Origin of the sequence: Candidatus Accumulibacter sp. ACC005, from assembly GCF_907163215.1 — a bacterium.
Classification (GTDB): Bacteria; Pseudomonadota; Gammaproteobacteria; order Burkholderiales; family Rhodocyclaceae; genus Accumulibacter; species Accumulibacter regalis.
Genome location: NZ_CAJQUB010000011.1, coordinates 149,320 through 168,656 on the forward strand (window position 1 = coordinate 149,320; position 19,337 = coordinate 168,656).

Here is a 19,337-nt window from a genome sequence, read left to right on the forward strand (position 1 = left end):
GGTCCAGGCCATGGCCCCTCCCGAAAATACTGCCGGCCCGGCCTGGGAACAGCGCCTGCACGGCTACCGCGAACAGCTCGCCTGTGGCTTCCCACAGGTCGGTGACGTCTTCGCGGAGTGCATGCGCGAAGCGCTGGCCGTACTCTCGGCCGAGGGTGTCGACGGCTATCTCGATACGGCGCGCTTCCTCGGCGGCATGGGCCGTGGCGTCGAGCCGGTACTGGTTTTCCTTGAAGAGTGGCCGCCGATCGCCACGCTGGTCGGCGAAGCGGCCCTGCCGGCGATCACCGCCAGTCTGCATGCCCTGTGCAAGTCGCCGAATGCCAAGGCGATCACGCCCTTCCTGCAGACCCTGGCCGCTGTCGCCCGCCGCCTGCCTTCGCGCCAGCAGCTGCAGCGCTACCTGGACCTGACGCAGGAGTTCAGCGAGCGTACGACCGGTTCGATCCACGGCATTCACCAGACTTTCGCCAGCCCCGGCCTGCCCGATTTCCTCGCCCAGGCACCGACGCTGCTCGACCAGCTGTCGATCGCCGGGCTGCGCAACTGGGTCGATTACGGTATCCGCAACTACCCCAACCATCCCGAGCGGCAACGCGACTACTTCAGCCTCAAGTCGGCGGACAGCCGCGCCGTCCTGCAGCGCGAGCGGCACGGCACGCTGCTGGTCGACAACGAACGCCTGCTCGACCTCTACCTGCGCGGGCTTTGGGGCGACAGCACGCAGCTGGTGCCGTATCCGGGCCACCTCGACCAGGCGCAGAAATCGCTGCCCTATTACGACGCTTCCGGCATTCGCCTGCCCGACGTGCTGGACGACGCGCACGGCGTTTCCGGCATCGACCGCTACCGTGCAACGCTGGCGCACATCGCCGGCCATCGCCGCTGGAGCACGCCGATGTTCGCCGACAACTGCAGCCCGATGCAGCGCATGGCGATCGAGGTCTTCGAAGACAGCCGCATCGAGACGCTGGTCATGCGCGCCTACCCCGGCCTGCGGCGGACTTTTCTGGCCCTGCACCCGGCGCCGCGCGCCGGCGCCTGCGACCCGGAAACCACCTCCTGCCTGCGCCATCGCCTGAGCATGCTCTCGCGCGCCTTGCTCGATTCCGCACACGCTTACCAGGACGCCGAGCTGCTCAAGTTCGTGCGTCACTTTCACGAGACGATGGCGCGGGGCGAGTCGAGCAGCGAAGAAATCGCCGACCTGGCGCTGGCCTACATCGCCCGTACCCGCCGCCAGAGCGACCAGTTGGCCGACGTCCATTTTGCCGATACCGAAGTCAGCTATCGTGACGACAACCGCCACCTGTGGCGATTTCACGAACTCAGCGACGACGAGGAAATGTTCGACGAGCAGCGTCCGACGCCCGTCGCTGCCGACGTCGACCGCCTGCCGCCGCGCCACTACCCAGAGTGGGACTATCAGAGCCAGAGCTATCGACCGGACTGGGTCAGTCTCTACGAATCGCTGCACCCGGCGGGCGACGCCGCGGATATCGACCGTCTGCTCGAAAAACACGCCGCGCTGGCCAGGCGTTTGAAGCGTCTGCTGGACATCCTCAAACCGCAGGACAAGGTGCGCATTCGCTACCAGGAAGACGGCAGCGAACTCGATCTGGACGTCGCCCTGCGCTCGCTGATCGACTTCAAGGGCGGCGCCAGCCCGGATTCGCGCATCAACATGAGTCACCGCACGAACGGCCGCAACCTGGCCGTTCTGGTCCTGCTCGACCTTTCGCAGTCGCTCGCCGACAAGGTCAAGGTCGGCGCCGGCGGCGGCGAGCAGAGCATTCTCGAACTGAGCCAGGAAGCGGTGTCCCTGCTCGCCTGGTCGGTCGAGCAACTCGGCGACCCCTTCGCCATCGCCGGTTTTCACTCCGACAGCCGCCACGACGTCCGTTACCTGCACCTCAAGGGTTACAGCGAGCGCTGGGGCGACGTCGTCAAGGGCCGTCTGGCGGCGATGCAGGCCGGCTACTCGACGCGCATGGGCGCCGCCATGCGCCACGCCGCGCACTACCTGGCGGCGCAGAAGGCGGACAAGAAACTGCTGCTCGTGCTCACCGACGGCCAGCCCGCCGACGTCGACGTCCATGACGAGCGCCTGCTCATCGAAGACGCCCGCAAGTCGGTCGAGGAACTCGATCAGCAGGGCATCTTCAGCTACTGCATCAACCTCGACCGTCAGGCCGACGACTACGTCGGTGACATCTTCGGTCGGCGCTATACGGTGATCGACAACATCGAGCGCCTGCCGGAACGGCTGCCGGAGCTGTTCATGGCGCTGACGCGGTAGCCGGCAGAGCAGTGGGGATGCGTGTGCGCTGGAGTGGCGGCGTGATGAAGAGCGCCCAAGCTCAAGCCACCGTCGCCTGCATGGACTAGAATCAGCGCGATGGCGGCAGCTGCTCACGCGCCAGGTCGAGAACCGCTGCGCAGCGCGAGCTGGCCGCAGAGCTTCTCGCACAAGACAAACCGTAGTCGCCACAGGTCGCATTTCCCGGAACACGGTTGTCGAACCCGTCGGGCGGTCGCCCCCCACGCAAGCGAAAGGAGTCGCAATGGCACGAATCGAAAAGGACTTCCTGGGCGAGAAGGAATTGCCCGATGACGCGTACTACGGCGTGCAAACGCTACGCGGACTGCAGAACTTCCACATCACCGGCATCCCGATGTCGGCCGAGCCGTTCTTCGTGAAGGCTTTCGGCTATGTCAAGAAAGCGGCGGCGCTGACCAACCGCAATCTTGGCGTCATCGATGCACGCGTTGCCGATGCGATCATCGGCGCCTGTGACCGTCTGATTGCTGGCGAGATGGACGAGCAGTTCGTCACCGACTTCATCCAGGGCGGCGCCGGCACCTCGACCAACATGAACGCCAACGAGGTCATCGCCAACCTGGCGCTCGAAAGCCTTGGCCACAAGAAGGGCGAGTACGAGTTCGTCCACCCCAATGACCACGTCAACTGCGGGCAATCGACCAACGATGTCTATCCGACCGCTTTCCGGCTGGCTCTGATCCTGCGCCTGACCAGCTACATGGACGCACTGCGCCGCCTCGAGGACGCTTTTCACGCCAAGGGCAAGGAGTTCGAGGGCGTCCTCAAGATGGGGCGCACGCACCTGCAGGATGCCGTGCCGATGTCGCTCGGGCAGGAATTCCACGGCTGGGGTACGACCATCGGTGAGGAAGTGCACCGTATCGCCGACGTGCGCCAGCTGTTGCACGAGGTCAATCTCGGCGCTACGGCAATCGGCACTTCGGTGACCGCTGCCTCGGGTTACCCCGAAATGGTCACCCGCTGCCTGTCGGATCTCACTGGAATCAAGCTCATCCTGGCCGGCGACCTGGTCGAGGCGACTTCCGACACCGGCGCCTACGTGCAGTTGTCGGGCGTGCTCAAGCGCACTTCGGCAAAGCTTACCAAGATCTGCAACGACATTCGCCTGCTCGCCTCGGGTCCGCGCTGCGGATTCAACGAGATCAATCTGCCGCAGATGCAGCCCGGGTCGTCGATCATGCCGGGCAAGGTCAATCCGGTGATACCGGAAGTGGTGAACCAGACGAGTTTCCTGGTCATCGGGCTCGATCTGACCGTGACGCTGGCCGCTTCGGCGGGCCAGCTCCAGCTCAACGTCATGGAGCCGGTAATCACCTTTGCCTTGTTTACGTCGATTTTCACGATGGAACATGCGGTCAACAGCCTGCGCGTGAACTGTGTCCGCGGCATCACCGCCAACGCCGACCACTCGCGCGACATGGTCCTCAACTCGCTCGGCATCGTTACCCTGTTGAAGCAGTCGTTGGGCTACAAGCAGTGTGCTGAAATCGCGCGCGAGGGCTACGAGACCGGCAAGTCGCTGCAGCAGATCGTGGTCGACGAACGCAAGCTGCTGAGCCAGGAGAAATGGGACGAGCTGTTCTCGCTCGAGAACCTGATCAAGGGGAATCTCGGGAAATAAGCGTCCGCACCTGCGGCCGACTCGCGAGGCGCGCGTCGGCCAAGCAAGTCGTCGTCAAACAGGCCGGGATAGGGATTCCGGCCACTACCTGGGGGAGCGGTCGTGACACTGGCTATCTTTCTGCAATTCGTCGTCGTGCTGGCGGCAATCTGGATGGGCGCGCGCTACAGCGGTGTCGGGCTCGGCCTGTGGGGTGCGGTCGGACTCCTGGTGTTGATCATCGGCTTCGGCGTCACGCCGACGTCGCCGCCGATAGACGTGATGCTGATCATCCTGGCGGTGATCATGGCCGCGTCGGTGATGGACGCGGCCGGCGGCATTGACTTCCTGGTGCGCGTCGCCGAACGCATCATCCGCGCCAACCCCAGATACGTCACCATCGTCGCGCCACTGACGACCTGGTGTTTCACTTTCGTCGCCGGAACCGGCCACATCGTCTACCCCTTGCTGCCGGTGATCTACGAGACCGCGCACCGCAGCGGCATTCGTCCCGAGCGACCGATGGCGATCGCGACCATTGCCTCGCAGCAGGCGATCACCGCCAGTCCGGTCGCTGCGGCGACGGCGGCGATGATCGGCCTGTTTGCCGAGAAGGGCATGACGCAGTGGGGACTGCCGCAGATTCTGATGATCTGCGTTCCCGCCACCCTGACCGGTGTCATCGCCGCCGCCGTCGTCTCGATGTTCCTCGGCAAGGATCTGAAGGACGATCCCGAGTACCAGGCACGCTTGCGGGCGGGCGAGATCCCGGCGCCGCAGGCGGCCGCCGATAGGCCACCGCTGAAGCCCGCCGCCAAGCTATCGGCGTACCTCTTCCTGAGCGGCGTCGCGCTCGTCGTGCTGCTCGGCTTCTTCCCGGAACTGCGACAATTGCCCGGCGCCAAGAGCGCCATCGGCATGCCGATCGTCATCGAGGTGGTGATGATGGCGGTCGCGGCGATCATGCTCATGCTGACCCGGGTGAACGTCGACGAAGTGCCGAAAACGGCAACGCTGCGCGCCGGCGTGGTGGCGGTGATCGGTATTTTCGGTCTGGCGTGGCTGGGTGACAGCTTCATCGCCGCGAACAAGGAGGTGATCGTTCCGGCGATCGGCCACTTGGCGGAGGTGGCGCCGTGGACCTTTGCCTTTGGCCTGTTCTTCGCGTCGGTATTGCTCTACAGTCAGGCTGCGACGACCCGTGCGTTGATGCCACTTGGAATCGTCCTCGGTATTCCGCCGCAGTTCCTGATCGCGATGTTCCCGTCGGTGAACGGTTACTTCTTCATCCCCACCTATGGTTCTCTGATCGCGGCGATCAACTTCGATCTGTCGGGGACGACAAAAATCGGTAAATACGTGTTGAATCACTCGTTCATGATCCCGGGGCTTGTGGCGACGGTGACCGCCGTATCCACCGGCCTGCTGCTGGCCCGCCTTGTTTTCTGAGCGGCCTACGCCGCGCTGTACGCCGCGTAGGCCTGCCAGGCGGCGAGCAGCGCCAGGATCAGGAAAAAGGCACCGCTGATCCGGTGCAGCAGCGCGATCGGGATTCTTTGCAGGAGGGTGCGACCGGCGACGATTCCCAGCGCCGACGTGGCGGCCAGTGCCGCGGTGGCGCCGAGCCAGACCGCGGCCGGAACCTGAGTGCTGCTCAGGGCCACCACCGCGAGCTGCGTCTTGTCGCCGAACTCGGCCACCGTCAGCAGGATGAAGGTGGTGAAGAAAATGCCCTGGCCGCTTTTCTCCTCGACTTGTTCGTCGCCTGCGTCGTCTTTGGCGCGCAAGGCGTGGACGCCAAAGAGGGCGAACAGGACGGCGACGATTGCGCCGACGACGTAGGGTGGCAACCAGTTGGCGATGGCCACCCCGAAGACGACCGCCAGCGTATTGAGCAGGGCGAAGGCGGCCAGTGCGCCGAGCATCACCGGTGCCGGCCGGTGCCGGGAGGCCAGGGTCATGCACACCAGCTGGCTCTTGTCGCCGATTTCGGCGGCGGCGATCAAGACGAAGCTGGTCGCCGTCGTCGCCGACAGCTCGACCAGGTTGCCGGTGCTCAGCAGGGAGGCAAGGGATTCCATGGGGCTCTGCGCGTTGTCGATCGGGGTTTCCGGAAAGGGATCACGGAAGCGGCCTGCTCACGATGGCGGAGTTCGCTCATCGGCGCGCCGCGAAGTGCGCGAGTATAACCGTTCGCGGCAAGTCCGGAGGCATATCGAGAGCACGAATTGACAGTTGTTGACAGATATTGGCCGCCGCGCCGAAACCCGCCCGGAGACCCCTCCAGCAGGAGCAGGACTCGCAACCAGCACAGTGCAATGCCATCGACGCCGGGATTGCCGGTGTTGCCTGGTTGCGGCGACAGGCCGGTCTACCTCGCCCGGCTGCCCGCCGTGGCGCGGTGGACGTAGAAACTCTGCGGCGCGGATGTGATCAGCAGCTTTCCCGAGCGGTCCATTATCGACACCTGGAGTTGATGCTCGACGCTGTCCGTGGCGGCTGCCTGCCATTGCGAAGCACTGATTTCGAACTGCGCCGTGGTGTAGGTGCCGGGCAGCGCGCCACCATCGAGAGTGACTACGATGGCGTCACCCTGTTCGGCGCGCAGCGCCGGCTGGATGGCGAGCCGAACCGGGATCTGGCCGGTGTTCGAGTGGATCGTTCCGCCGCTTGCGGGCTCGGTGATCGCCAGCGACTGGTAGTGGGCAGCGACGGCCGGGGTCTGGGCGGGCGGTTTCGGCGCCGCTGGCGGCGAGTCGCTGAGGTTGATCGGCGGCAGGGTCACCTCGGTCGCCCCCGGGCTTGGCAGGTCCCGCCCCTGGCTTGGCAGGTCCGAGAAGACGGGACCATCCTTGCCGGGCGTTTCGTAGATTGGCTGCGCCGCGGCGGCCGCTGCGGCGAAAACTCCCAGGAGAAGGTAATGAACGGTCTTCATGTCGATCATCCAGTTGTGCTGCGGGTCGTGCCGGTACGGCGGATTGAAATATAGCATCTTCAGCGAATCCTTCGTCGGCAGCACCCGCTTTTGCAGCAACGAGCGCGCCAACCCTCGCTGCTGCCGACACCGGGTCCCCGGCGCAGGGGCGAACGGCTCGTTCATGGGCTTCGCTTTGCGCCAGGCGATAGCGTTGCTCTGATGTAGAATTCCGGGCGCGGAGACTCTTCGCCGGAAAAAGGGTTTATCTTGACGGCGGCATTCGCCGCCGCCGTGAGTATCCGTAGTCCGGCCATTCAGCCGAGAAGACGTCGCCATGAAGCTCGAGTTAGGGGCAGGTCGTCTCGCCCGCGAAAGGCCGGCGGACCACCGACTACTTCGAGCCAACCGTGTCACAGGAGAATTATTGATGAGCAACCTAGTCGTAATCGCCTACGAAGACCAATTCAAAGCCGAGGAGGTCCGCACCATGCTGCGCAAGATGCAGCGGGAATACCTCATCGATCTCGAAGACGCAGTGGTTGCCGTCAAGGACGACCAGGGCAAGGTGAAGCTGCATCAGATGTACCAGCTTGCTGCGGCCGGCGCCTTGAGTGGCGGTTTCTGGGGCGCCCTGATCGGCTTGATCTTCATGAGCCCGCTGCTGGGCATGGCCGTTGGTGCGGGTGCCGGTGCGGTCAGTGGCGCCTTGACCGACGTCGGCATCAACGACGACTTCATGAAGAACCTCGCCGCATCGTTCAAGAACGGTAGCTCGGTGCTCTTCGTTCTGGTCCGCAAGGCGACGCCCGACAAGGTGCTGGAACAGCTGCAGGGTACCGGCGGCAAGGTCATCAAGACTTCGCTGACGCACGAAGAGGAAGAGAAGCTGCAGGCCGTACTCAACACCGCCAACGCCGCGGCTGCGGGCTGACCCCGGCGCAGCTTGCTGGCAATCACGCCCCGGGTGAGCGCTTGGGGGCGCGGACGAGGAGGATCAAGAATGGATTTGAGCGTTTACCACTGGCTCCTGATTGCCGCCTTCGTCGCTATCGTGATCTGGGTGTTCGGCCGCAAGCGCAAGGCGCGCTTCGAGGAAGAGTCGCGGATTCCTTTCGAAGAAGGAAAGGACTGAGCGGCGAGCCAGCCGTTCGTTCGCGGGCTGGCGGCCAGAGGCACGTCGGGGCCCGCCAGGCTTCAGACCCTTCCCGGCGAGCCCCATTGCAGGTGGCATTCGGCTGGCCGGGGAGGGCGAGCTGTCGGCCGTTCTTGGGTTGCACGTTTTCCTGATCACCCTTTTGTCTGGAGAGAGCCGTGGCAGAGGTTGGCAAGCAATCAAACGCAGGCGCCGGAAGCAACGCCGCCGCTCCCGATCTCGAGAAGATTCCGGTCGACGAGGTTCTCTCCGCACTTGCCGTAAAACCCGACCAGGGCCTGAGCGCTGCCGAAGCGCAGCAGCGCGCGGCCAGATACGGCCCAAATGCGATCATCGTCAAGGAAAGGAGCCTCGGCGAGCAGATTCGCGGCTACTTCACCGGCTCGATGGCCTACGTCATCGAGGCCGCTGCACTGGTCTCCGCGCTGCTCGGCCACTGGGACGACTTCGTGATCATCGGCTCATTGCTGGTGTTCAACGCGGCGCTCGAATACTGGCAGGACCGCAAGGCGTCGAACGCGCTGGCTGCCCTGAAGGCCGGACTGGCCCCCGAGGCGACCGTCCTGCGCGACGGCCAGTGGAGTACGGTGCAGGCATCGACGCTGGTGCCCGGCGACATGGTCAAGATCCGCCTCGGCGTGATCGTGCCCGCCGACCTGCGCCTGACCAGCGGCGACTTCGCGTCGATCGACCAGGCGGCGCTCACCGGTGAATCGTTGCCGGCCAGAAAGCAGGTCGGCGACGAAGCCTACTCGGGCAGTGTCGTCAAGCAGGGCGAGATGGAGGCGGTGGTCATCGCCACCGGCGGCAACACCTTCTTCGGTCGTACCGCCAAGCTTGTCGCCGGCGCCGGTTCGGTCAGCCACGCACAGAAAGCGATGTTCCAGATCAGCAACTTTCTGATCATCGTGGCCGTCTGTCTGACGCTGGTCATGGTGGCCGTCAAGGTCTACCACGATATCGTGATTGCCAAGGACTGGAACCTCGCCGACGCCCTCGGCATCCTGCAGTTCGTTCTGGTGCTGATGGTCGCCTCGATTCCGGTGGCGATGCCGGCCGTTTTCTCGATCACCATGGCGCTCGGCGCACTGGCGCTGTCGAAAGAGCAGGCGATCGTTTCCAAGCTGTCGGCGATCGAGGAAATGGCCGGCGTCGACATTCTCTGTTCGGACAAGACCGGCACGCTGACCAAGAACCAGTTGAGCCTCAGCGAGCCGATGCTCTTCGCCGCCAGCGATCCGCAGGACTGCATCCTGGCCGCGGCACTGGCGTCCAAGCTCGAGGACAAGGACGCCATCGATACCGCGGTGATCACCGCGCTCAAGGACCAGAGCGTCCTCAAGAGCTGGACCCTGACCAAGTTCGTGGCCTTCGATCCGGTCACCAAGCGCACGCAGGCGACGGTCAGCGACGCCAGCGGCAAGTCGTTCATGGTCGCCAAGGGGGCGCCGCAAGCGATCGTCGATCTTGCCCAGGCGTCTGCCGATGTCGCGCAGAAGGTCAAGGACGCGGTGGACAAGCTGGCCGCGCAGGGCGCACGGGCGTTGGGCGTCGCGCGCTCGGCCGACGGCGGCGCGAGCTGGTCGTTTCTCGGCATCCTGCCGATGTTCGACCCGCCGCGCGACGACTCCAAGGAAACCATCGACAAGGCGGCGGAGAAAGGCGTGCGGGTGATGATGATCACCGGCGACGACACCGCCATCGCCATCGAGACCGCACGCCAGCTCGGCATGGGAACGAATATCATCCCGGCGGCGGATGCCTTCCCCAAGGACATGGATCCCGACAAGGTGCCGCCGGCGATCATCGACGCGATCGAACGCGCCGACGGTTTCGCGCGCGTCTTCCCCGAGCACAAGTACGCCATCGTCAAGGCGCTGCAGTCGCGCGGCCATCTCGTGGCGATGACCGGAGACGGCGTCAATGACGCACCGGCACTGAAGCAGGCCGACTGTGGCACGGCCGTTTCGGGCGCCACCGATGCCGCCCGCGGTGCCGCGGCGCTGATCCTCACCGCCCCCGGCCTGTCGGTGATCAACGGCGCCATCGACGAGGCGCGCCGCATTTTCGGGCGCATCAACAGCTACCTGACCTATCGCATCGCGCTGACCCTCGACATCATGTTCGTCGTCGTCCTATCGACCATCTTCCTTGCCTTCTCGCCCCTGACGGCGATCATGATCGTCGTCATGTCCCTGCTCAACGACCTGCCGATGATGACCATCGCCTACGACAACACGCCGGTCAGTCCGCGGCCGGTGCGCTGGGAACTGCCGCGTATCTTCGGCCTGGCCTCGATTCTCGGCGCCTTCCTGGTGGCCGAGTCGTTCGGCCTCTTGCTGTTTGGCGTCAAGGTGTTGTCGGAGCCACATTTGCAGGCGGACTTCGGGCTGGCAACGCACGCGCAGCTGCAGACGATGATGTTCCTGCAGCTGGTGGGCGGCGGGCAGCTGCTGCTGTTCGTTACCCGTACCGAAAACTGGTTCTTTCAGCGGCCCTACCCGGCCGCACCGCTGCTCTGGGCCATCGCCGGAACGCAGGTCGCGGCGGCGCTGATGTGCGGCTTTGGTTTGCTGGTCCCGGCGATTCCCTGGAAGCTGGTCGGCTGGGTGTGGCTCTACGTGGCGACCTGGATGTTCATCCTTGGCGGCGTTCGCATTGCCTACGACCGCTTCGCCAGCTACCGGACCGCACGGCACATGAAGAGCGCCGCGCTGGTCAACCAGTCGCTGCAACCGCACGTCCCGGCAGCATAGGGCCCTATCCGACACTCGGCAAAGGAGTCGCAAACGATGGACTATCGCAAGGAATTCGTCGTCAACCCCACGAAGAAGCTCAAGCTGGCCAGGATCGATCCGGCGCAGAGCGGCGGGCACGCCTCGAACGAGGCGGCGCAGCCGGAGATCACCAAATACGTTACCCGCATGGCCGAGTTGCAGGCGCTGCTCTACGCCAACGCCGACCAGTCGCTTCTGGTCGTGCTGCAGGCGCTCGACGCTGCCGGCAAGGACGGCGTCGTGCGTCACCTGTTCAGCGGCATGAATCCGCAGGGGACGTCGGTGTTCGGCTTCAAGCAGCCGAGCGCCGCCGAAGCGGCACACGATTTCCTGTGGCGCGCGCACCAGCGAACGCCGGGCAAGGGCGAAGTGGTCGTTTTCAACCGTTCCCACTACGAGGATGTCCTGGTCGTGCGCGTGCACGAGCTGGTCCCCGAATCGGTGTGGTCGAAACGCTACGCGCTGATCAACGACTTCGAGAAGCTGCTTACCGAGAACGGCACGCGCATTCTCAAGTTCTTCCTGCACATCAGCCCCGAGGAACAGCTCGAGCGTTTCAAGCAGCGGCTCGACGATCCCGCCCGCAACTGGAAAATCAGCGAGTCGGACTACTCGGAGCGCGAGCTGTGGCCGCAGTACGTCGAAGCGTATGAAGAGGCTCTGGTCAAGACCAGCACCGCGCATGCGCCGTGGTACGTCATCCCGGCGAACCACAAGTGGTTCCGTAACCTGGCGACTTCGCAGATCATCGCCGAGACGATGGAGGAGATGAAGCTCAAGCTGCCGCCGACGCGGGTGGACCTCGAAGACGTGCGCCGCAAGTACCACGCGGCGGCCGCGGCGCAGGAAAAGCGGAACGGCAAGGGCTAGCGTAGTGTTGCGCGCAGAGTGGAACATGGACATCCCCGCCACCGCGGGGCTTGCGCGCGGCTGTCGGGCTGGCTGAAAGCCGCGTCGGGAAGGCGGCAACACGCCAGCCCGCTGGTCATTGCGAGGAGGCGCAGCCGACGCGGCAATCCAGTTCCCTCCTCTTGCCATCTTCCGCCGCAGCGACCGCGCGAAGAGCAAGACCTCTGGATTGTCGCGTCGGCTTCGCCTCCTCGCAATGACGGTGTGGGGCATGAGCGCCGTGGATGGCGACGACGGCCGCCCCGGCATGGGCGCTGCGAATTTCAGCCAACACCGGGTTTTCGCCCTGCTTTCGGCAGACCCAAAAAGTCGCATCAAGAATGCAACACTGCACTAGCATAGTGTTGCACGCCGTATGGAAGCTAGAGATGCCGGCGACGACATCGTTGCAAGCGGCTGTCCGGCTTGCCGGAAGTCTCGGCGCTCATGCGGCGCCCAGCCGGGTTGCCCGCGGCCTTCAAGCTTGCGCAAGGTCTGGTCAAGAACGCACGCTACGCCAGCGTGCCCTGCGGTGAGAGAGGGAGAGTCACAATGACACAGGCGCGCGAGGAAAGGGGCTACCGCTGGCCGATCCTGCAGGGCATCCTGCCAATCGACCGGGCCGGCGTCGGTCGCGACATCATCGCCGGCTTCACCCTCGCCGCGCTGTCGATTCCGGGGACGATGGGCTACACCAAGATCATCGGCACGCCGGTGATCACCGGCTTGTACACCATCCTCATCCCGATGTGCCTGTTCGCCATCTTCGGCTCGTCGCGCTATCTGTCGGTCAACGCCGATTCGGCAACGGCGGCCGTGGTCGCCGCCGGGCTCGCCGGCATGGCCGTGCGGGGATCCAGCGAGTGGCTGGCGCTGTGCAGCCTGCTGGCACTGATGGCGGCGGTATTCATGTTCGCCGCGCGCGTCCTGCGGCTGGGCTTCCTCGCCGACTTTCTCTCGCGCACGGTGCTCACCGGCTTTCTCACCGGCGTCGGCGTGCAGGTCTCGCTGCTCGAGGTCTCCGGCTTGCTGGGCCTGCCGCGGATCAGCAACCATCCGCTCGCGCAGATCGTGCACGACGCGCAATCGATTGGCCAGACCAATCCCTACGCGCTGGCGATGGCGCTGGCCGTGCTGGCGGTGATCCTCGGCAGCAAGAAGGTGTCGGAGAAGATTCCCGGTGGCCTGGTCGCCGTCATTGGCGCCATCGCCGTCAGTTGGGCGCTGGGTATCGACGCCCACCTGGCAACGCTGGGTGCGGTACCCAGCGGTCTGCCGACGCTCGGTCTGCCACAGGTCGACTGGAGCTGGCCGCTGCTCTGGAAGCTGGCGCCGATCGCGCTGGCCTGCTTCGTGGTCATCCTCTCGCAAAGCGCCGCGACCTCGCGTGCCTACGCCGCCAAGTACAACGATCGCTTCGACGAGAACGTCGACATGGTCGGTCTGGGCATGGCCAACCTGGGTGCCGGGCTGTCCGGGACCTTCATCGTCAATGGCAGCCCGACCAACACGGCGATGGTCGCCGGCGGCGGTGGCCGCAGCCAGATTTCACAGATCACCACCAGCGCCATCGTGTTGCTGGTCCTGCTCTTCCTCACCGGCCCGCTGGCGCATTTGCCCGACGCCGTCCTTGCGGCGATCGTTTTCCTGGTGGCGGTGAGAATGATCGACATCAAGGGCATGACGCGAATCTTCGTCGAAGCGCGCACCGAGTTCTGGGTCGCCCTGGTGACGGCGGCAACGGTCGTCGTCGTTGGCGTCGAGCAGGGCATCGTCCTGGCGATGATCCTGTCGCTGCTCGATCACGTGCGGCGAAGCTACCGCGGCACCAATTCCGTGATCGCCGCGGACAAGAGGAAGAAGGGCTGGCAGATGGTGGCGCTGAGCGCTCCGCAGCAGATCGCGCCCGGTCTGATCGTCTATCGGTTCAGCCACAGTCTCTACTATGCCAACGCCGGCCAGTTCGCCGACGAGGTTCTCGAACTGGCCAAGACCCCGGGGCCGTCGCCCCTTCGATGTCTCTGCGTCGAAGCGGCGGCGATCGGTGACGTGGATTTCTCGGCGGCGGCGATGCTGCGCGACACCTGCAAGCTGCTCGCGGAGCAGGGCATCCGGCTGGTATTCGCCAACCTCGCCCCGGACGTGTGCGCGCAATTCGAGCGCCACGGAATCACCGCGATCCTGGGCCAGCACGCGATCTACGGCTCCATCCACGCGCTCGTCGCCGAGTACGAGGACCCGCCCGCCAGCGCCGAGGCGGCGGTCGCCGAGGGCGACGGCACGCCGCCAGCCTGCCCGGCGGCCACGAGCCCGTCAGCATGACCCGGAGCACCTCTGCCGTCGCCGACGGCAGCCACGCGTTCTCCCGCGCTTCCCCATCGGGCAGTAGGCGACGCGCCGTCAAAGCGCTACGCTGCACGGCCATGGCGAAACAAGACTCTGCACGCAACTGCGTGGCCGTGGTCGATGACGAACAGCGTCGCTCCTTCGCGCGCCTGCTCCGTGCGTCGGGCATGTAGCCGGTCACCTATGCATCGGCGCATGTTTCTCGAGGACAACGATCCGAAGCCCGCCGCCGATGCGATCAGGAAATACACCCGGATTTATCCCTACCAGGCCGCGGTGTGGGCACTCCGATCGCCGAGTTCCTGGCTGGCAAGGCGAAGCTGGGGCCGGTCACGCCGCCCCCGCCGACCGTGTTCCACGACGGGAGCGGCAAGGTGATGAACACTCTTCCGCCGAACGACTTCAGCTACTTCGAATCCCTCAACGAGGTCGTGCAGCAGGAGCCGGCGACCTCCCTCGATCCCGAGTTGATGGGGCCGATCGCCGCCATCGGCATCGTCAAGGGCAAGTCGTTTGCCCCGGATGCGCGGATGAAGAAGATCATGACCGAGGCGGTCGCACTCGCCAACGCCACGGCGCGCAGCTTGTTCATGAATCCCCGCGATCCGAGTTGGTATCACTATCCCGACTCGGGCTGGGTGAACATGCTGTTCGAGAGCGGCTACGAGTTCGAGACGCCGATTCCGGAAATCACGCGGGAAGGTGTGAAGCCGTTCCCGCCCACCGGCTACCGCCAGCTGGACGCGCGCAGCGCCTTCTTCTACGGCGTCACCGGCATCACGCCGGCGATGGCCATGCGCCTGCCCGGCATCGGCTCGCAATACGTCTGGACCATGGTCGACGCGGACAAGAACTATCTCGATGGTGGCAAGACCTACAAGGTGACCTTGCCCAAGGGCATCCCGGCCGGCAAGTTCTGGTCGTTCACGCTCTACGACACCATGACGCGCTCGATGCTCGACACGCCGCAACGCTTTCCGCGCGCCGGCAGCCAGAGCTATCCGTCGCCGGCCGCCGAAGCGGGCGCCGATGGTTCGACCGTCGTGTTCTTCGGCCCGAAGCAACCCGGCGGGGTCAAGCGCGGCAACTGGATCCAGACCACGCCCAACAAGGGATTTATCGCCATGCTGCGCCTGTACAGCCCCCTCGAACCGTTCTTCACGCAGAAGTGGCGGCCGAGCGAGGTGGAACTGGTGAAGTGACCCGGCTGATTCGCCGGTGAGGCACGCGGGCCGCGATCACCCGGTTGCGGCCCGCCCTCCATCAAACCATCCACAAATGGTTTCTCTACGGCAAGGCCACCGTCACGGCGGAGCTGACGGTCGCCGATGGCGACCGCCGGACCGTGCCTGTCGGAGGCAGCAGCGCCGATATCGGGCCTGCCGTGCGCGCCCGCGACGGAAACTGGCGCAGCGACCACGGCCAGCCTGCTGCCGATTGGCTCTGCGGATGATATCCTTCGGGCCGAAGAGGGCGCTTTGCCGCTGTCGTAATGCAGGCGATTGCCACGCCGTCGCGAACCCGTCGGAACACGCACCCGATCACTGTCACTCAACCAAGCTAGGAGAACGTTTCATGAGCAAGCTCGTGGTAATTGCCTACGATGATCAATTCCGGGCAGAAGAAGTCCGCACCAAGCTGCGCAAGCTGCAGCAGGACCACCTCGTCGATCTCGCGGAGGCGCTTGTTGCCGTCAAGGACGACCAGGGCGAGGTCACCCTGCTGCAGATGTACAAGCCGGCCGCCGTGGTCGAAGGACGCAAGGGTTTCTGGAATACGCTGGTCGGGGCCATCGTCATGGACCCGGTGCTCGCCATGGCGAGCGACGCGCGCGGCGGCGCGATCAGGGGCGCGCTGGCCGGCGCCGGCGTCGACGAGGACTTCCTGAAGGATCTTGCGGCGACGTTCAAGAACGGCAGTTCGGTACTCTTCGTCCTGGTCCGTCAGGCAAATCCCGACAAGGTGCTGGAAGCACTGCAGGGCACCGGCGGCAAGGTCATCGAGACGACGCTGTCGCACCAGGACGAAGCGAAGCTGCAGGCGGCCCTCAGCGCCGCCCCGGCGGTCGGCTGAGCGTACGGCAGTCGGCGGTCAGTCGGCGCGCCGTCGCCACTCGCCGGCAATGGCGCCCCGCAGACGGCAGATGAACAGGCCATTATTCCTTCGTATCGCGACACCCATGCTTCAGGAGAACACACCATGAAAACCCGCCTGCTGGTCTGCGCCGCAGCCATCTGTCTCGCTTCGCCACCGCTCGCCGCCGAGCAATGGTCCTGGGACCCCGTGAAGGACGTTGAGAACGTCCTGCCCGCGGGCGTACCGAACGAAGGAAAGATCATTCAGGGCCGGCAGCAGGTTCGCGAGATGGCACAGGATGCGCTGAGCTCGCTCTACGAGATTGCGCCGGGCGCGCATCGGGCGATCGAGCGCTCGGCGGGCTATGCCGTTTTCAGCACCTTCGGCATCAAGCTCTTCTTTGCCGGCGGCACCACCGGCAAGGGCATGGTCGTCAATCAAATGACCGGTCGCCAGACCTTCATGCAGATGGCGCAGGTGCAGGGCGGGCTGGGCTTCGGGGTCAACAAGAACCGCCTGATCTTCGTCTTCGCCAGCGAGCAGGCCCTGCGCAACTTCATCGACCAGGGCTGGGACTTCGGCGGCCAGGCCAGCTTCGCGGCGATGGACCGCGGTCAGGGCAGCATGTTTGCCGGCGCCGCGTCGGTGGCACCCGGCGTTTACCTGTACCAACTGACCGAGAGCGGGCTTTCGGCCACGCTCACGGTGTCGGGGACAAAATTCTTCAAGGACCCCGACCTCAACTGAGTCCTTCTCGCTGCACCGCCGTTTCGTTCCTCAACCCTTCGTTTCGCTGGCAATCTGCGCCGCAGTTCGGGCGCAGGCGCCCGCGGACGCCACTTTCACCGCAAGGAAACATCCATGAGATTCATCAAGTCCCGCGTCCTGCTCGCCGGCGCCGCTTCGCTGCTCGCCCTCGGCGCCTGCAACTCCGAGCAAAAAGCCGCTGCACCGGCAGCGAAGGAAGCCGCCGCGCCGGTGGTGCAGGAAGACGCCGTGGCGACCGTGAACGGCACCGCCATCACCAAGGCGCGTGTCGACATGATCGTCAAGCAGGGCGCCAGCACCGGCCAACCGGACACTCCCGAAATGCGCCGGGGGATCATCGAGCATCTGACCGCGCAAATGCTGATCGCCGAGGAGGCGGTGAAGAAGGGGCTGGACAAGATGCCCGAGATCAGCGAGCAATTCGATATGCTCAGGCAGTCGATCCTGGCCAACGCCTATGTCCAGGACTTCATCAAGACCCATCCGGTCAGCGAAGAAATGCTGAAAGCCGAATACGAGCGCATGAAGGAAATGGCCGCCGGCAGCGAGTACAAGGCGCGCCATATCCTGGTCGAGACCGAGGCCGAAGCCAGGGACATCATCGCCAGGCTGAAGAAAGATCCGGCGGCGTTCGAAAAGCTGGCCCGGGAAAAAAGCAAGGATCCCGGCTCCAAGGCCAATGGCGGCGAGCTGGGCTGGTTTGACACGGGCTCGATGGTGCCGGAGTTCGGCAGCGCAGCCAGCAAGCTGGAAAAGGGCAGCTTCACGCAGGAGCCGGTGCACACCCAGTTTGGCTATCACGTCATCCTCCTGGAAGACACCCGGCCGGTACAAGCACCTCCCTTTGACCAGGTCAAAGCCGATCTGGCGCAACACCTGCAGCAGCAACAACTGACGAAACTGCTCGACGATCTCAAGGCCAAGGCCAAGATCGCGATTGTCGAAGCGTCAGCGCCGGCCGCAGCGCCGGCAGCCACCCCGGCGGCAGCGCCAGCCCCGGCGTCTGCAGGCGCCGCCGGCAAGTAAGCCCTGCTCGTGGTGTAGTGCTGCACGCCGGTTGAAATTCGAGACTTCCCGCCGGCCTGTCATCTTTTGCGCGGCTTTCGGAGTTGGCGAAAGTCTCGTCAGGAATGCAGCACTACACCCGCCGCCCCACCCCCCCACCCCCGTCATTGCGAGGAGGCGCAGCCGACGCGGCAATCCAGTTCCATCCTCTCTCTCGTTCCCGCCGCATTGACCTATTGATCACGCGAAAAGCCAAACCTCTGGATTGCCGCGTCGGCTACGCCTCCTCGCAATGACGACGGGTGGGTGGCGGATGGTGAAGCGGATGGTGGCCGAAGGTCCGATCACGAATGGCGCGTTCCAGCGGGCTCGTTTCGCCACGCTTCGAGCGCGTCGAGCACGGCCTGCAGGGTCGGCAGCAGCACGATGCCGGTCTCCGGCGTCGCGCGTTGAGCACCCGTGCCGCCAACCCACAGGTCGATTGCCGCGGGCAGCATCTGGCGCAACTGGCTGACCAGCGCAGCGACCTGTCGTCCCGGGAAGGCAGCCGAAATCGAGATGGCGACGATGTCGGCCTGGTGGGCGCGGGCGGCCATTTCGATGTCGACCAGTGGCGTTTGCGTGCCCAGCGAAATGCAGGTCGCGCCCTCGAGTGCGAGCAGCGCTTCGACCATCAGCAGGCCGAGCACGTGTTGTTCGTCGGGCGGAGTCGTCAGCAGGATGCGCGGCGCGCCGCCAGCGGCCGGCAGGTTGCCGATCGCCTGCCGCAACAGCGACCTGATCTGCTCGCTGTACAGATGCTCCTCGAAAACCTCGAACTCGCCGCTCATCCAGGCTTCGCCGACGGCGTCATTGAGCGGCGCGACGACGTCGATGACGAAACGCTGCAGGCCGAGCCGCATCATCGCCTGGTTGAGCAGCTGGCGGAGCGCCGCAACGTCGTTCGCCTTGACCAGGGCGAGCGTCTGGCCGATCACCGCTGCGTGCTGCCCGGAGTCGTCGCGCGGCGGCGCTGCGCAGGCCTTGCTCAGCTCGGCAAACTCTTCCTCGCTGGCGGCACACAGGCGGCCGGGGCGCAGGCCCTGGTCGATCAGGCGCTTCATCACGCGTAGCCGATCGACCTGCTCGGCAGGATAGGCGCGTTCGCCGTGCTCGTCGCGAGTCGGCTGCGGGAAGCCATAGCGGCGCTCCCAGACGCGCAGGGTGTCCTTGCCGAGACCGGTGTCGCGCTCGACAGCGCCGATGTTCATGACTGGAAGCTTGTTCATATCGTGCCGGGAAGTGGTTGCAGGAAGGGCGCTCATGGCGTAACCGCCTGCCGTGCAAGTTAGCCTAGATGTCTGAAATTGTCCAGGACATTTTTCCGGTTCGCAGTGCTGAGGCTTCTGCTGTTCCCGGAGTGGTAAAAGCGCTGGCAAAGTCCATGGCCGGTCGAGCCTGGTCGGGGACCTTCGGCTGGTCTG

At 65.0% G+C, this 19,337-nt stretch carries 15 protein-coding genes and 1 pseudogene; 13 read left to right on the forward strand and 3 right to left on the reverse strand.

The genetic code is table 11. From position 1 onward, the window contains the following. Positions 1-10 precede the first annotated feature (10 nt). From QZ613_RS13020 to QZ613_RS13030, 3 genes are all read left to right on the forward strand, one after another. Positions 11-2,299, forward strand: a complete 2,289-nt coding sequence (locus QZ613_RS13020) for a VWA domain-containing protein (RefSeq protein ID WP_291982756.1) — start codon at positions 11-13, stop codon at positions 2,297-2,299. A 265-nt stretch (positions 2,300-2,564) separates the two neighbouring features. Further along, on the forward strand, positions 2,565-3,965 hold the full coding sequence (locus QZ613_RS13025; protein ID WP_291982758.1) for an aspartate ammonia-lyase: 1,401 nt from the start codon (positions 2,565-2,567) through the stop codon (positions 3,963-3,965). A 102-nt stretch (positions 3,966-4,067) separates the two neighbouring features. After that, the gene (locus tag QZ613_RS13030) at positions 4,068-5,393 is read left to right on the forward strand and encodes an anaerobic C4-dicarboxylate transporter (protein ID WP_291982760.1); all 1,326 of its coding nucleotides are present in this window, start codon (positions 4,068-4,070) and stop codon (positions 5,391-5,393) included. Positions 5,394-5,398: 5 nt separating this feature from the next. Here the strand turns inward: QZ613_RS13030 and QZ613_RS13035 are convergent, their stop codons facing one another. Both QZ613_RS13035 and QZ613_RS13040 read right to left on the reverse strand, forming a co-directional pair. Beyond that, the gene (locus tag QZ613_RS13035) at positions 5,399-6,025 is read right to left on the reverse strand and encodes a TMEM165/GDT1 family protein (RefSeq protein ID WP_291982762.1); all 627 of its coding nucleotides are present in this window, start codon (positions 6,023-6,025) and stop codon (positions 5,399-5,401) included. A gap of 290 nt (positions 6,026-6,315) precedes the next feature. Then, positions 6,316-6,936, reverse strand: a complete 621-nt coding sequence (locus QZ613_RS13040) for a hypothetical protein (RefSeq protein ID WP_291982764.1) — start codon at positions 6,934-6,936, stop codon at positions 6,316-6,318. A 352-nt stretch (positions 6,937-7,288) separates the two neighbouring features. Between QZ613_RS13040 and QZ613_RS13045 the strand changes: the two genes are divergently transcribed. From QZ613_RS13045 to QZ613_RS13090, 10 genes and pseudogenes are all read left to right on the forward strand, one after another. Further along, positions 7,289-7,792 carry a DUF1269 domain-containing protein gene (locus QZ613_RS13045; RefSeq protein WP_291982766.1) on the forward strand — a complete coding sequence of 168 codons (504 nt, stop codon included), beginning with the start codon at positions 7,289-7,291 and terminating at the stop codon, positions 7,790-7,792. Positions 7,793-7,861: 69 nt separating this feature from the next. Continuing rightward, positions 7,862-7,993 carry a CcoQ/FixQ family Cbb3-type cytochrome c oxidase assembly chaperone gene (locus QZ613_RS13050; protein WP_291868500.1) on the forward strand — a complete coding sequence of 44 codons (132 nt, stop codon included), beginning with the start codon at positions 7,862-7,864 and terminating at the stop codon, positions 7,991-7,993. A 179-nt stretch (positions 7,994-8,172) separates the two neighbouring features. Next, complete coding sequence (locus QZ613_RS13055) at positions 8,173-10,770, forward strand: plasma-membrane proton-efflux P-type ATPase (protein ID WP_291982768.1); 2,598 nt, start codon at positions 8,173-8,175, stop codon at positions 10,768-10,770. Between the two features lie 36 nt (positions 10,771-10,806). Continuing rightward, positions 10,807-11,661 (forward strand): polyphosphate kinase 2 family protein, encoded by an 855-nt coding sequence (locus tag QZ613_RS13060; protein WP_291982770.1) that lies wholly within the window; start codon positions 10,807-10,809, stop codon positions 11,659-11,661. Positions 11,662-12,231: 570 nt separating this feature from the next. Next, the gene (locus tag QZ613_RS13065; RefSeq protein ID WP_291982772.1) at positions 12,232-14,001 is read left to right on the forward strand and encodes a SulP family inorganic anion transporter; all 1,770 of its coding nucleotides are present in this window, start codon (positions 12,232-12,234) and stop codon (positions 13,999-14,001) included. 216 nt (positions 14,002-14,217) lie between these two features. Next, a pseudogene (locus QZ613_RS13070) lies at positions 14,218-15,227 on the forward strand (DUF1214 domain-containing protein); the annotation flags it as partial. A 44-nt stretch (positions 15,228-15,271) separates the two neighbouring features. Then, the gene (locus QZ613_RS13075; protein ID WP_291982774.1) at positions 15,272-15,478 is read left to right on the forward strand and encodes a hypothetical protein; all 207 of its coding nucleotides are present in this window, start codon (positions 15,272-15,274) and stop codon (positions 15,476-15,478) included. A gap of 122 nt (positions 15,479-15,600) precedes the next feature. Further along, on the forward strand, positions 15,601-16,098 hold the full coding sequence (locus tag QZ613_RS13080) for a DUF1269 domain-containing protein (RefSeq protein WP_043566511.1): 498 nt from the start codon (positions 15,601-15,603) through the stop codon (positions 16,096-16,098). Positions 16,099-16,224: 126 nt separating this feature from the next. Then, the gene (locus tag QZ613_RS13085; protein WP_291982775.1) at positions 16,225-16,848 is read left to right on the forward strand and encodes a YSC84-related protein; all 624 of its coding nucleotides are present in this window, start codon (positions 16,225-16,227) and stop codon (positions 16,846-16,848) included. A 114-nt stretch (positions 16,849-16,962) separates the two neighbouring features. Beyond that, positions 16,963-17,895, forward strand: coding sequence for a peptidylprolyl isomerase (locus QZ613_RS13090; RefSeq protein ID WP_291982777.1), 933 nt, complete (start codon positions 16,963-16,965; stop codon positions 17,893-17,895). A 323-nt stretch (positions 17,896-18,218) separates the two neighbouring features. On the opposite strand, the gene QZ613_RS13095 is transcribed toward QZ613_RS13090, so the two are convergent. After that, positions 18,219-19,178: a MerR family transcriptional regulator gene (locus QZ613_RS13095; protein WP_291982778.1), complete on the reverse strand. Its 960-nt coding sequence runs from the start codon at positions 19,176-19,178 to the stop codon at positions 18,219-18,221. Between the last annotated feature and the right edge of the window lie 159 nt (positions 19,179-19,337).